The 14,001-nt window shown below is 63.6% G+C and carries 10 protein-coding genes; 8 read left to right on the top strand and 2 right to left on the bottom strand.

The genetic code is table 11. The features are described 5' to 3' along the window. Positions 1-4 precede the first annotated feature (4 nt). Complete coding sequence (locus tag ABDB84_RS07285; RefSeq protein ID WP_345919048.1) at positions 5-2,431, bottom strand: glycogen/starch/alpha-glucan phosphorylase; 2,427 nt, start codon at positions 2,429-2,431, stop codon at positions 5-7. 314 nt (positions 2,432-2,745) lie between these two features. Between ABDB84_RS07285 and glgC the strand changes: the two genes are divergently transcribed. Both glgC and glgA read left to right on the top strand, forming a co-directional pair. Further along, positions 2,746-4,014, top strand: coding sequence for a glucose-1-phosphate adenylyltransferase (gene glgC / locus ABDB84_RS07290; protein WP_345919049.1), 1,269 nt, complete (start codon positions 2,746-2,748; stop codon positions 4,012-4,014). A gap of 125 nt (positions 4,015-4,139) precedes the next feature. Next, positions 4,140-5,600, top strand: coding sequence for a glycogen synthase GlgA (gene glgA, locus ABDB84_RS07295; protein WP_345919050.1), 1,461 nt, complete (start codon positions 4,140-4,142; stop codon positions 5,598-5,600). Positions 5,601-5,607: 7 nt separating this feature from the next. Here the strand turns inward: glgA and ABDB84_RS07300 are convergent, their stop codons facing one another. Next, positions 5,608-6,603, bottom strand: a complete 996-nt coding sequence (locus ABDB84_RS07300; RefSeq protein WP_345919051.1) for an aminoglycoside phosphotransferase family protein — start codon at positions 6,601-6,603, stop codon at positions 5,608-5,610. 201 nt (positions 6,604-6,804) lie between these two features. Here ABDB84_RS07300 and ABDB84_RS07305 point away from each other — a divergent pair, with 201 nt between their 5' ends. The 6 genes from ABDB84_RS07305 to ABDB84_RS07330 form a co-directional block, all read left to right on the top strand. Then, positions 6,805-9,072 carry an LPS-assembly protein LptD gene (locus ABDB84_RS07305; protein WP_345919052.1) on the top strand — a complete coding sequence of 756 codons (2,268 nt, stop codon included), beginning with the start codon at positions 6,805-6,807 and terminating at the stop codon, positions 9,070-9,072. Between the two features lie 19 nt (positions 9,073-9,091). Continuing rightward, the gene (locus tag ABDB84_RS07310; protein WP_345919053.1) at positions 9,092-10,387 is read left to right on the top strand and encodes a peptidylprolyl isomerase; all 1,296 of its coding nucleotides are present in this window, start codon (positions 9,092-9,094) and stop codon (positions 10,385-10,387) included. Positions 10,388-10,406: 19 nt separating this feature from the next. Next, positions 10,407-11,411, top strand: a complete 1,005-nt coding sequence (pdxA, locus tag ABDB84_RS07315; protein ID WP_345919054.1) for a 4-hydroxythreonine-4-phosphate dehydrogenase PdxA — start codon at positions 10,407-10,409, stop codon at positions 11,409-11,411. 290 nt (positions 11,412-11,701) lie between these two features. Continuing rightward, complete coding sequence (locus ABDB84_RS07320; RefSeq protein ID WP_345919055.1) at positions 11,702-12,607, top strand: patatin-like phospholipase family protein; 906 nt, start codon at positions 11,702-11,704, stop codon at positions 12,605-12,607. Position 12,608: 1 nt separating this feature from the next. Further along, on the top strand, positions 12,609-13,400 hold the full coding sequence (rsmA, locus tag ABDB84_RS07325; protein ID WP_345919056.1) for a 16S rRNA (adenine(1518)-N(6)/adenine(1519)-N(6))-dimethyltransferase RsmA: 792 nt from the start codon (positions 12,609-12,611) through the stop codon (positions 13,398-13,400). A 92-nt stretch (positions 13,401-13,492) separates the two neighbouring features. Further along, a partial coding sequence (locus tag ABDB84_RS07330; protein ID WP_345919057.1) for an SDR family NAD(P)-dependent oxidoreductase occupies positions 13,493-14,001 on the top strand: 509 nt, incomplete at its 3' end.

The raw sequence follows: 14,001 nt of genomic DNA on the forward strand, positions 1-14,001 counted from the left end.
AGTCTCAGGCTTTGGTCGGGATTCCCCAGATTTCCTTGGCGTACTGGGCGATGGTGCGGTCAGAGGAGAAGACGCCCATATTGGCGACATTGATGATCGCGCGCTTGGCCCATTCATCGCTCTGCCGGTACAGCGAATCGACCTTGGCCTGGGTGGCGACGTAGGACTCGTAGTCGGCCAGCAGCATGTAGTGGTCGCCGCCCCACAGCAGCGCATCGACCAGCGGGCGGTAGCGGCCCGGCTCCTCGGGCGAGAACTGGCCGCCGGAGATCGCGTCGAGCACCGCCTTCAGACTGCGATTGCCCTCGTAGTGGCGCATCGGCTGGTAGCCGCCGCGTTTGAGGGCCAGCACTTCGGGTGTGCGCAGGCCGAAGATGAAGATGTTGTCGTCGCCGACGTTCTGGCGGATCTCGATATTGGCGCCATCGTCGGTGCCGATGGTCAGCGCACCATTGAGCGCCAGCTTCATGTTGCCGGTGCCCGAAGCCTCGGTGCCGGCGGTGGAGATCTGCTCGGAGAGATCGGCGCCGGGCATGATGATCTCGGCCACCGACACGCCGTAGTTGGGGATGAACACCAGCTTGAGCTTGTCGCCAATGCGCGGATCGTTGTTGATCACCGAGCCGACGTCGTGGATCAGGCGGATGATCGACTTGGCGGCGACATAGCTCGACGCGGCCTTGCCGGCAAAGATGGTCACGCGCGGCACCCAATCGGCATTCGGATTGGCGAGGATGTCCTGATAGCGGGTGATCACGTGCAGCACATTGAGCAGCTGGCGCTTGTACTCGTGGATGCGCTTGACCTGCACGTCGAACAGGCTGTCCGGGCTGACCTTGATGCCGGTACTGCGCTCGATGTGGGCGGCCAGGCGCGCCTTGTTGCTGCGCTTGACGGCCTTGAAGGCGTCGCGGAAGGCGGCGTCATCGACCTTGCTCTCCAGCAGCTTGAGCTTGTCGAGCTTGATGCGCCACTCGCTGCCGATGGTTTCGTCGAGCAGGCTGGCCAGGCCCGGATTGGCTTGCGACAGCCAGCGGCGCGGCGTCACGCCATTGGTCATATTGGTGAAGCGGTCCGGCCACAGCGCAGCGAAGTCGGCAAAGATGGTTTCCACCAGCAGGTCCGAGTGCAGGGCCGACACGCCATTGACCTTGTGGCTGCCAACAATCGACAGATTGGCCATGCGCACGCGGCGCTCGCCGGCTTCATCGATCAGCGACAGACGCGCCAGGAAGCCGTTGTCGCCGGGGCGGAACTTGGCCGCCATCTCCAGGAATTCGGCATTGATGCGGAAGATGATTTCCAGGTGGCGCGGCAGCACGTGCTGCATCAGCGCCACCGGCCAGGTCTCCAGTGCCTCGGGCATCAGGGTGTGGTTGGTGTAGGAGAAGGTGTTCTTGCAGATCTCCCAGGCCTGCGCCCAGGGCATGCTGTGTTCATCACAGAGCACGCGCATCAACTCGGCCACCGCAATCGCCGGGTGGGTGTCGTTGAGGTGCATGGCGACTTTTTCGTGCAGGTTCGCCAGCGTGCCGTGCTCCAAAATGTGGCGTTGCAGGATGTCTTGCACCGAAGCGGCGACGAAGAAGTACTCCTGGCGCAGGCGCAGTTCGCGCCCGGCCGGCGTGCTGTCATTCGGGTAGAGCACCCAGGAGATGTTCTCGAATTCGTTCTTCACCTGGGCGGCGCGGCCGTAGTCGCCGGTATTGAAGGCGGCCAGGTCGAGGTGCGCCGGCGCCACGGCTTTCCACAGGCGCAGGGTGCTCACTTTGTCGGTAGCATGGCCGGGGATCACCATGTCGTAAGCCTTGGCGGCGACTTCAGCTGAATGGCGCCACACCGCACGCTCGCCGAGGTGTTCGACCCAGCCGCCAAAACGCACCGGGAAGCTGATGTCGGCACGCGGGAATTCCCAGGGCGTGCCGTCGGCCAGCCAGGGATCCGGATATTCCACCTGGGTGCCGCGTACGATGTCCTGCGCGAACATGCCGTATTCGTAACGGATGCCGTAGCCGAAGGAGGGCAGGTCCAGCGTCGCCATCGAGTCGAGGAAGCAGGCGGCCAGACGGCCCAGGCCGCCATTGCCGAGCGCGGCATCGGGCTCGCGGTCACAGACTTCTTCGAGGGTGTGGGCGTGCTCGCTGACGCCCTTGGCGGCGGCGTCGGTAATGCCCAGCGCGGCCAGCGCATTGGACATGGTGCGGCCGATCAGGAATTCCATCGACAGGTAATAGACCCGCCGTGCCTGGCTGCTGCGGTCGTGTGCCTGCGTCTCCACCCAGCGCTGCGAGAGCTGGGCGCGCGCCACCTGGGCGACGGCCTTCATCAGATCGGTCTGGGTGGCATCCTGTGCCGAGACGCCCACGGTTTTCAGGAGTTGTTCGTCGATTGCTGCGCGCAGACTGGCGCTTGCTGTGGAAGTGGTGCTCACCGGGGTCTCCTTGGCCGATATCTCTGGAGTTCAATGTTTGTGGTCGCGTGTGCGTCGTACAGCGCAGGCGCCTGTGACACAGTTTAACCAGGCATTCCGAACGCCTGATGAATCTGCGTTGCCACCCTTGCGGGCGGACAATAGACTTTCCACATGCAAATTGTGGGCCGTGCCGTGCAGAGGGCTATCATGCACCTGAAGCGGGCGATTTCACAGGCGGGCACTGTCACTGTGCAGATTCTGCTGGCACACTAAGTGCTGACACACTGCGGCGGGAAATTACCCACTCGCTCATAAATCAGAGGATGACAGCAATGGCACAACACGATCTGGCACAGAGCCTGGATCTTCCCAAGCGCACCGTTGCACTGGTGCTGGCAGGTGGGCGTGGCAGCCGCCTGAAAAACCTGACTGACCGTCGTGCCAAACCCGCCGTGTATTTCGGCGGCAAGTTCCGCATCGTCGACTTCGCGCTCTCCAACTGCCTCAATTCCGGCATCCGCCGCATCGGTGTCATTACCCAATACAAGTCGCATAGCCTGCTGCGTCACCTGCAGCGCGGCTGGGCCTTCCTCAAGCCGGAAATGAACGAGTTCATCGACCTGCTGCCAGCGCAGCAGCGCACCGACGAGGAGAGCTGGTACCGCGGCACGGCCGACGCGGTGTATCAGAACCAGGACATCATCGCCAGCTATCGCGCCGACTACGTGCTGGTGCTGGCCGGCGACCACATCTACAAGCAGAACTACGCGCTGATGATTGCCGACCACGTCGCCAAGGGGCGCGAGTGCACCGTCGGCTGCATCGCCGTGCCGCGTAGCGAGGCCTCGGCTTTCGGCGTGATGGCGGTCGATGAGCACAGCAATATCGTCGATTTCGTCGAGAAGCCCGAGAACCCGCCCGCCATGCCGGACAACCCCGAGATGTCGCTGGCCAGCATGGGCATCTATGTGTTCAATGCGCGCTACCTCTACAAGGAGCTGGAGCGCGACATGAACGACCCGAACTCCAGCCACGACTTTGGCAAGGACATCATTCCGCGTGCGGTGCGCAATGCGCAGGCAGCGGCGCATCCCTTCTCGCTGTCCTGCGTGCGCAATCGTTCCACCGAGCAGCCCTACTGGCGCGACGTTGGCACCATCGACGCTTACTGGGATGCCAATATCGACCTCACCGCCACGGTGCCGCAGCTTGACCTGTATGACACGCGCTGGCCGATCTGGAGTTATCAGGCGCAGCTGCCGCCCGCCAAGTTCGTGCACAACGAGCCGGACCGGCGCGGCATGGCCATCGAGTCGGTGGTGTCCGGCGGCTGCATCGTTTCCGGCGAAGTGTTGCGCTCGCTGTTGTTCAACAATGTGCGCGTGCATTCGCATTCGCATGTCAGCTGGTCGGTGCTGCTGCCAGGGGTGCAGGTCGGGCGTGGTGCGCGACTGCATCGCACGGTGATCGATCGTGACTGCGTGATCCCCGATGGCATGGTCATCGGCGAGGATGCGGCGCTCGATGCGCAGCGCTTCCTGCGCACTGACAGCGGCATCACCCTGGTCACCCGGGACATGCTCAAAGCCCTGCAAAGCTGAGCGGCCCGCAGCGCCCTCATGTGGCAGTTTGCCGTGCCTGAGCGACAAGCGCCCCGCCGCGTCATGGCGGCGCGTGGCGCTTTTGTTCGCCGGCGTCCCGCCCCTTATCTTATGGATGTCATTCAATGAAAGTTCTGCATGTTGCGGCCGAGGTCTTCCCGCTGGTGAAGACCGGTGGGCTCGCCGATGTCGTCGGCGCCCTGCCGCAAGCCCTGATCGCACAGAACAGCGATGTGCGCCTGCTCTTGCCCGGCCTGCCGGCGATTCTCGATGCGGTGCTGTCACCCAAACGCGTGTGCGAAATTGGTGCAGTGTTCGGCGCCGGAAAGGTGCGCCTGATGCGTGCACAGATGCCCTATACGCATGTGCCGGTCTATATCGTCGACGCACCCTATCTGTTCCGCCGTGGCGGCAGCCCCTACCAGGCCAGCGATGGCAGCGAGTGGCCGGACAATCTGCAGCGCTTTGCCCTGCTCGGCTGGGTGGCGGCGCATCTGGCCGCCGGCGAGCTCGATCCGGCCTGGCTGCCGGACGTGGTCCATGCCCACGACTGGCATGCAGCGATGTGTTTTGCCTATATGCGCCAGCACCCGCCGACGCGCGCCGCCAGCGTATTCACCGTGCACAACCTTGCTTATCAGGGGCTGTTCGCGATGGGTGACTTCCATTTGCTGGGCCTGCCGGTGAGCTATTCGGCCTCCAATGCGCTGGAGTTCCATGGCCAGCTGTCGTTCATGAAAGCCGGGCTGAAGTTTGCCCAGCGCGTCACCACGGTCAGTGGCAGCTATGCGCGCGAGATCGCCACGCCCGAATTCGGCTGCGGCCTTGAAGGCGTGATCCAGGGGCGTGGCAAGCAGGTCAGCGGGATTCTCAATGGCGTGGACTACCAGGTCTGGGACCCGGAACGCGATACCGGCATCGCCTCGCCCTACGGCGCCCGCGCGCTCGCAGGCAAGGCCGAGTGCAAGCTGGCGCTGCAGCAGGAATTCGGTCTGCAGACGCGTGCCGATGCGCCCTTGTTCGGCGTGGTCAGCCGCCTGACCTCACAAAAGGGGCTGGATCTGGTCCTCGGCGCTTTGCCGCATCTGCTGCAGATGGGCGCCCAGCTGGTGGTGCAGGGCAGTGGCGATGCGGCGCTGCAGTCCGCGTTCCTGGCGGCCGCCAAGGCACACCCGCAGCAGGTGGCGGTGCGCGTGGCCTACGACGAGGCGCTGGCGCATCGCGTCATTGCCGGGGCCGACGCGATGCTGATGCCCTCGCGTTTTGAACCCTGTGGCCTGACCCAGCTCTACGCCCTGCGCTACGGGACATTGCCGGTGGTGCGTGAGGTCGGTGGTCTGGCCGACACCGTAGTCAATGCCTGCAGCGAGACCCTGGCGGCGCACAGCGCGACCGGTTTCTCGTTCCGTGATGCGACGGTGGGCGCCCTGCACAGCACCCTCGACCGTCTCAGCGCGCTGTATCACCAGCCGGAGCAGTGGCGCCAGGTGATGCAGGCGGCGATGGCGCAGGAGTTTTCCTGGGATGTCGCCGCACGCAGCTATATCGCGCTCTACGAGGCGGCGCTCGCCGAGCGCGCGCCCTGAGCCAGACTCAGAAACTGAAGCCTTCGGCGGTCTGCGTCGGCTCCAGTTTTTCGAGCAGGCGGGCCAGCGGGCGCAGTTCGACATAGCGCTCGCAGGTCTTGCGCAGGTATTTGAGGACCAGGGGCATGTCCTTGAGGTAGCCGTCCTTGCCGTCGCGGTGATAAAGGCGGGCAAAGATGCCCAGCACCTTGATGTGGCGCTGTGCGCCCATGAACTCGTAGTCGCGGTGGAAATCGGCAAAGTCCTCACGCACCGGCAAGCCGATGGCGCGACCCGCTTCCCAGTAGCGCACCAGCCAGTCCAGGCTGCGCTCTTCGTCCCACTCGATGTAGGCATCCTTGAACAGCGAGGCCAGATCATAAGTCAGCGGGCCATAGACCGCGTCCTGGAAGTCCAGCACGCCGGGGTTGGGGCTGCTCTGCATCAGGTTGCGCGAGTGGAAGTCGCGATGCACGAAGACCTTGGGCTCGGCAAGATTGACGGCGAGGATCTGCTCGAAGACTTCGTAAAGCGCTGCCGTGTCGGCCTCCGACAGGCTCACGCCCTTGTGGCGGGCGATGTACCACACCGGGAAGAGTTCGAGTTCGCGCAGCAGCAGGGCGCGGTCGTACTCGGGCAGCACGCCGGGCACGCTGGCACGCTGGATCGCCGCCAGCGCGCCGAGCGCCTCGGCATAGAGGTCGTCGGCATTGCTGTCATTGAGGGCGGCCAGATACGTGGTGTTGCCGAGGTCGGAGAGCAGCAGGAAGCCTTGTTCCAGGTCTTGCGCGTGGATCGTCGGGACATGTGCGCCGGCCGCCGCAAACAGCTGGGCGACCTTGACGAAGGGGCGGCAGTCCTCGTGTTCGGGCGGCGCGTCCATCACGATGCGCGTCGAGCCGTCCTCCAGCTGGACGCGGAAATAGCGGCGGAAACTGGCGTCGGCCGACGCCGGGCTGATCTGCAGCGTCTGCTGCGGGAACTGTGCGGCAAGCCAGTTCTCAAGTTGCTCAATGCGTTGCACGGGGGTGCGCTCCGGCCTTCATGTAGAATCGCGGAATCTTAGCAAATGCAGACCATATTCCCCGCGTGCTGATCGGGAATGTGCGCTGCGTTCGATGACTCTTGCAGAACTCACCGCAGACACATGAACGTCTTCCGCTCTCAACTTACCCGCTCTGCGACAGCCGCTGGCCGAGCTGCGCCGCGCCTGAGTATCCTCTGCATGGCTGTCTGCGCTTGTCTGCCGGCCATTGCACGCGCTGCCGATACGCCAGCTGCCGCGCCAGCGCTGCAGCTGAGCGGCGACATCAAGCCGGAGGTGCGCGACCGCGACGCACCCACGCGCATCCGTGCAGATCAGCTGGAGGGCGTCAATCAACGTGAAGTGATCGCCACCGGACGGGCGCGGCTCACCCATGGCGATCTGAGCGTCAAGAGTGATCGTCTGCGCCTGGATCAGGTGCTCAATGAGCTGACTGCCGAGGGGACGGTGCGCCTGGAGCGTGGCAAGGATGTGGTCGAAGGACCGCGTGCGCGCATCAATCTGGACACTTATATTGGTGAGTTCGAGGCGCCGCGCTACAGTTTCCAGCGTGAGCTGCTGGCTGTTCGCCGGCCGCAGAGCCGCCCGCTGCAGGCGCTGGGTCAGGCCGATAGCCTGTCGCTCGAAGGCCCGAACCAGTATCGGCTGAGCAATGCCACCTACACCACCTGTCTGGCGCCCGACCCGGACTGGTATCTGAAGGTGCGCGATCTGCGCATCGACTACGACCGCGAGCGCGGCGAAGGTACCAATACCTCGCTGCACTTCAAGGGCACTCCGGTGGCCTGGGTGCCGTGGATGGATTTCCCGCTGGCCGATTCGCGTCAGTCCGGTCTTTTGCCGCCGACGCTCGGAACGACCTCGCTGACCGGTCTGGACCTCACGGTTCCCTACTACATCAATCTGGCGCCTAACTACGACGCGACCATCGCGCCGCGCTGGATGGGGCGTCGCGGCCTGCAGCTGGGGAGCGAGTTCCGCTATCTGGAGTCGGGTGGTTCCGGCAAGGTGAGTGGCGAGTGGCTGTCACATGACACGGTGACAGGTACCGGGCGCGGCCTGTTCTCTACGCGCAACACGCATGACTTCGGCAATGGACTGAATGCCTACCTGGATTTCTCCCAGGTGTCGGATCGCGACTATTTCTCGGATCTGAGCACGCGCATCACCAGTACTTCGCAAGCGACGCTCAATCAGCAACTGCAGCTGAACTATGCCGGCCTCCCGTGGTTGTCGAGTTCGTTCAATGTGCAGCGCTATCAGACCCTGGTCGGCGAGTCGCCCTATGACCGTTTGCCTCAGGTGAAGGCCGCCATTCTGGTGCCTGATGTCTCGGGGGTGTCCGTCAAGATGCCGCTGGAGTATGTCAAGTTCGGGCACCCGACCAAGGATGAAGGTGAGCGCGTGGTGGCCAACCCGCAGCTGTCCCTGCCGCTGCGCAATTCGTATTCGTTCTTCACGCCTAAAGTCGGCGTCCATCTGTCGCAGTACGAGCTGACCCGCCGGACGACGGTAGGCTCTCAATCAGTACAGCGCAGCGTGCCGACCTTGTCGCTCGATTCCGGCCTGTATTTCGAGCGTGATATCGACGTCGATAACAAGGACTACACGCAGACCCTTGAGCCGCGCCTGTTCTATGTGAAGACACCGTATCGCGACCAGACCAAGATCCCGGTCTTCGACAGCGCGCTGGCTGACTTCAACATGTCACAGCTGTTTGCAGAAAACAGCTACACCGGCAGTGACCGTATTGCGGATGCCAACCAGCTCACCTCGGCGGTCACCACGCGATTCATTGACAACAGCACCGGCGCCGAAAACATGCGTGTGGCCGTCGGCCAGCGCTTCTACTTCAGCGATCAGCGCGTGATCATGCCGGCGGTGCTCGATTCGGGTGGCAATGTCGTGGTGCCGGCTGAAACCCGCCGCGAAGGACGCATTGCCGACTGGCTGGGAGCCGTGTCCGGTCGCGTGGCGCGTGACACCTGGCTGGACAATGCTTATCAGTACGATCCGCGCGAGCATCGTACCGAACGCGCGGTTCTGGCCTTGCGTTACCAGCCGGGCGCCTCGCAAGTGGCTTCGGTGAGCTATCGCTATCAGCGTGCGCTGTTGCGTGATCTGGATATTTCCGCGCAATGGCCGCTGGGTGGCGGCTGGTACGGCGTCGGGCGTTACAATATGAACCTGCGTGATCACAAGCTCTCTGAGGCCATTGCTGGTTTCGAGTACAAGGCCGATTGCTGGGTGCTGCGTACGGTTTGGCAAACCCTGCTCAATACCAAGAATCAGCGGAACAACTCGCTGTTCCTGCAGATCGAATTCAATGGTCTGGCTTCCATTGGTTCCAGCCCCGTGCAGTTGCTCAAGCGCAGCATCGGCGGTTACACAAAATTAAGTAATAACAGCTCAGGTGATCCGGTTTTCGGCACCAGCGCTGACGAGTGACTTCATCGGGAGTTCTGATTTGAAAGCAGTAGTGAGCATTCTGTGCTGCATCCTTGCGCTCGGCGTGAGCCCGGCGCGCGCCATCGAGACCGTCGACCGCATCGTTGCCGTGGTCAATGATGAGGTGGTGACCCAGGCGGAGCTTGGCCTGCGCGTCGATCAATACGCGCGTCAGCTGCGTCAGCAGGGGACGACGAGCGCACCGCCGCGCGCCCAGATGGAGCGTCAGGTGCTTGAACGCCTGATCCTCGAACGCTTGCAGGTGCAGCGTGCGCGCAGCACCGGTATCACCGTCGATGATGTCACGCTGGACCGCAACCTGCAGCGCCTGGCCGAGCAGAACAAGCTCAGCGTGGCGCGTTTCCGCGAGCTCATCGAAAAGCAGGAAAACGTGCCCTGGGCGCGTTTCCGCGAGGATGTGCGGACCGAAATCATCATCAGCCGCCTGCGCGAACGCGATGTCGATAGCCGCGTGCAGGTCAGCGATGGTGAAGTCGAGGCCGCCTTGGCCTCGCCCGAAGGTCAGGCGGCCGGCAAGGAATACCAGGTTGCCCACATTTATTTGCGTGCGCCCGACGGTGCAACGCCCGAAACCTGGCTGCGCCTGAATGCACGCGCCGCTGAGGTGACCCGTCTGCTCAAGCAGGGCGAGGATTTCAGCAAGCTCGCCACCGCCTTCTCGGACGGCCCGGATGCCCTGCAGGGCGGCGTGCTCGACTGGCGCCCGGCGCAGCGGCTGCCGGCGGTGTTTGCCGACGAAGTGGTGAAGATGAAGCCGGGTCAGTTCAGCAATGTGCTGCGCAGCAGCGCTGGTCTGCACATCGTCAAGCTGCTGGATGTGCATGACGCTGCGCAGGCCAAGGAGATCAAGGTCGAGCAGACGCATGCACGCCACATCCTGATTCGTGCCAGCGATGTGCTCAACGAGGCCGATGCACGCCGCCGTCTGGGTGACTTGCGTCAGCGCATCCTGGCGGGAGCCCGTTTCGAGGACGTGGCCCGCACCAATTCGACCGATGTGACCGCTGCACGCGGCGGCGATCTGGGTTGGCTGTCGCCGGGCGACACCGTGCCGGATTTCGAGCTGGCGATGAATACCTTGTCGGTCGGCGAGATCAGTCCGCCGGTGCAGTCGCCGTTCGGCTGGCACCTGATCCAGGTGGTGGAGCGTCGCACCGTCGACATGAGTGGTGAGCGCCGCAAGCTCGAAGCGCGTCAGGCGCTGCGTGAGCGCAAGTCCGACGAAGCCTACGAGGCCTGGCTGCGCCAGCTGCGTGACGAGTCCTTCGTCGAGTTGCGCAACGAGGACAAGTGAGCGCTGCGCCGATTCCTTCATGAAGCACTTGCCTGTCATTGCAGTCACCAGCGGTGAGCCGGCCGGCATCGGGCCTGAGCTGTGCAGCAGCCTGGTTTCCGCAGCCTGGCCAGCGCAGCTGGTCATCGTCGGCGATGCCGAGCTGATTGCCGCACGTGCGGCGGCCATCGGTCGGCCGCTCAGCGTGCGCCACTTCGAGCCAGGCCGTGCGCCTGCGCCCGGCGTGCTGGACGTACTGCATGTGCCGCTCGCCGTGCCCGCTCAGCCAGGTCAGCTTGATGTACGCAATGCCGGCTATGTGCTGGCGACCCTCGATGCGGCGATTGATGGCTGCCTGTCCGGCAGCTTTGCCGCAATGGTCACGGCGCCGGTGCAGAAAAGCGTCATCAACGATGCAGGTATCGCCTTCTCGGGCCATACCGAATACCTTGCCGAGCGCACCGCCACCGCCCGCGTGGTGATGATGCTGGCGGGCCAGTACGGCGCCGCACGCAACTGGCTGCGCGTGGCCTTGGCGACGACCCATCTGCCTTTGTCGGCGGTGCCGCAGGCGCTCACCCCGGCCATGCTTGAAGAAGTGCTGCAGATCCTGCACGCCGATTTGCGCGACAAGTTCGGTCTGGCCCAGCCGCGCATCCTGGTTGCTGGCCTTAATCCGCATGCTGGCGAAGGCGGTCACATGGGGCGCGAGGAAATCGATGTCATCGAGCCCGTGCTGGCGCGTTTGCGTGCGCAAGGCATGCAGCTGATTGGTCCGCTGCCGGCCGACACGCTGTTCACGCCGCATCAGCTTGAACGTGGCGATGCGGTGCTGGCGATGTATCACGATCAAGGTCTGCCGACCCTCAAGTTCGCCACCTTTGGTGGTGGCATCAATGTCACTTTGGGCTTGCCCATCATCCGCACTTCGGTCGATCACGGCACGGCGCTGGATCTGGCCGGTAGCGGCCGCGCCGATGCGGGCAGTCTGCATGCCGCCATCGATTGCGCGCTGTCCATGCTCGGTGCAGCACCTGGAGCCTAGGGCGTGTTCATAGTAGGCGAGGGGATTGCGTTGAGGACTATGGCTTGCGGGACAAGGCGTGCGACGCGGTGCGGGGTCTTGGTGATCAATGAGCCCCCGCACCAGGAGCCTCAGTGGTTACATGCGGCAGTAGCGCAGGCCATAGTCCTCAACCCGAAGGGCTCGGACGAAATGGGCGCATGGCTGCGTTGCGGCGACTCGCCAGGAGACTACCCTGCCAGCGTCGCCGCGCCTTGCCCTGCACCCATTGCGTACGAGCGCAAGCCCTCGCCTACTGTGAACACGCCCTAATGAATCGTCGTCGTTTCTTGTCTGGCCTGTCGGCCTCTTTGCCGCTGCTGGCTGGCCTGTCGGCTTGTTCGGTGCTGGAGCGCAGCGACAAGCCGGAGCAACCCCCTGTCGCCTTGCCGCAGCCCAAGCCGCGGCCCAAACTCGCATTGGCTCTGGGCGGCGGCGCAGCGCGCGGCTTTGCCCATATCGGCGTGATCAAGGCCCTGGAAACCAGTGGTATCAAGCCGGACATCGTGGTCGGTACCAGTGCCGGCGCGATTGTCGGCAGTCTGTATGCCTCGGGGATCGATGCTTTTGCTTTGCAGAAGCTGGCTGGCCAGCTGGATGAAAGCGCGTTCACCGAATGGGCGCTTTTCGATCGCGGCCTGCTCAAGGGCGAGTCAATCGAACGCTTCGTCAATCAGCAAGTCGGCAATCGCCCGATCGAGCAGCTCAAGCGGCGCTTTGCGGCGGTGGCGACGGATCTGGCCAATGGCGAGATGATGGTCTTCGGCCAGGGCAATACCGGCCTGGCGGTGCGGGCCTCGGCCACTGTGCCGGGTGTCTTCGCGCCGACCCTGATCCGTGGTCGCGAATATGTCGATGGCGGCCTGGTCAGTCCGATTCCGGTGCGCGCCGCGCGCCAGCTGGGCGCCGACGTGGTGATCGCCGTCGATATTTCTGCACGCCCCTCGGGCAAGAAAAACGAGAGCAGTATCGACCTGATGCTCGATACCATCGCGATCATGGGGCGTACCATTGGCGAGCGCGAACTGGCCGAGGCCGATGTGGTGGTCCAGCCCGATCTGCGGGGACTGCCGGCCACCAATTTCCAGCAACGCAACGAAGCAATCCGGCAAGGCGAAATCGCCGGGTTCGCAGCACTTGCACGTATCCGGGAGAAGCTCGCTGCGGCGAGCCACTGACATGCCGCAAGGACATATCGCACGCAAGCGTTTTGGCCAGAACTTCCTCGTCGACCGCGAGATCATTGCCCGCATCATCGCCTCGATTGCGGCGCAGCCCAGCGATCATGTGGTCGAGATCGGCCCTGGCCTGGGCGCGCTGACCGCACCTTTGCTGGCCGCCTGCGGACATCTGCATGTGGTCGAGATCGACCGCGACCTGATTGCCCGCCTGCATCAGACCTATTCGCCGGCGCAGATCACGGTGCACGAGGGCGATGCGCTGAAGTTCGATTTCGGCAGCCTGCCTGCGCCGCTGCGCGTGGTGGGAAACCTGCCCTACAACATCTCCACGCCGCTGCTGTTTCACCTCGCCGATTTTGCCGAGCGGGTACGCGACATGACCTTCATGCTGCAGAAGGAAGTCGTCGAGCGTATGGTTGCTGCGCCGGGCGACGAAGCCTACGGACGCTTGTCGGTGATGCTGCAATACCGCTTTGCGATGGCCAGCCTGTTCGACGTGCCGGGCGACGCTTTCCGGCCGGCGCCCAAGGTCACCTCGGCCATCGTGTATATGCGGCCTTTGCCGGTGGAGTCCCTGCAATGTCGAGATACGGCCTTGATGGGGCGCATCGTCACGGCGGCTTTCGGGCAGCGCCGCAAAACCCTGCGCAATACCCTGGCGGCCTGGCTTGTTGCGGAGGACTACACTCTGCTTGGCATTGATGCTGGCCAGCGTGGTGAGCGTTTGTCCGTCGAAGACTATGTGCGGATCGTGAATCACGTGATCGGCCGCCAGCGCGATGTGAGTTGAGTGCAAGATACGGGCTCTGAGGACATCTGCCACAACCCGTGTACGGAGCAGTGCTAAACTGCGGGAATTGAATTTGTGCCTAGAAGCCTCTCATGCCCTGTATTCTGGTTACCGGCGGTGCCGGTTATATCGGCAGTCATACCTGTGTTGAACTGCTCGCCGCTGGCTACGACGTTGTCGTGGTCGACAATCTCTGCAATAGCAAACCCGAAGCCTTGCGCCGTGTCGAAGCCATCGCCGGCCGCAAGCTGCGCGCTTTTCACCAGGTCGACGTCTGCGACCGCGCTGCGCTGAGCGAGGTCTTCTCGGCCCATCGCATCGATGCAGTAATTCATTTTGCGGCGCTCAAGGCGGTCGGTGAATCCGTCGCGCAACCGCTGCGCTACTACGGCAACAATATCGCCGGTACCGTGGTGCTGGCTGAGGTGATGGCCGCTGCCGGCGTCAAGACCTTTGTCTTCAGCTCGTCCGCCACCGTCTATGGCGATCCGGCCAGTGTGCCGATCAATGAAGATTTCCCGACCGGGCCGACCAACCCCTACGGTCGCACCAAGTGGATGATGGAGTACGTGCTGCGCGATCTGGCCGCCGCCGACCCCGC

Origin of the sequence: Uliginosibacterium sediminicola, from assembly GCF_039631295.1 — a bacterium.
Taxonomy (GTDB): Bacteria; Pseudomonadota; Gammaproteobacteria; order Burkholderiales; family Rhodocyclaceae; genus Viridibacterium; species Viridibacterium sediminicola.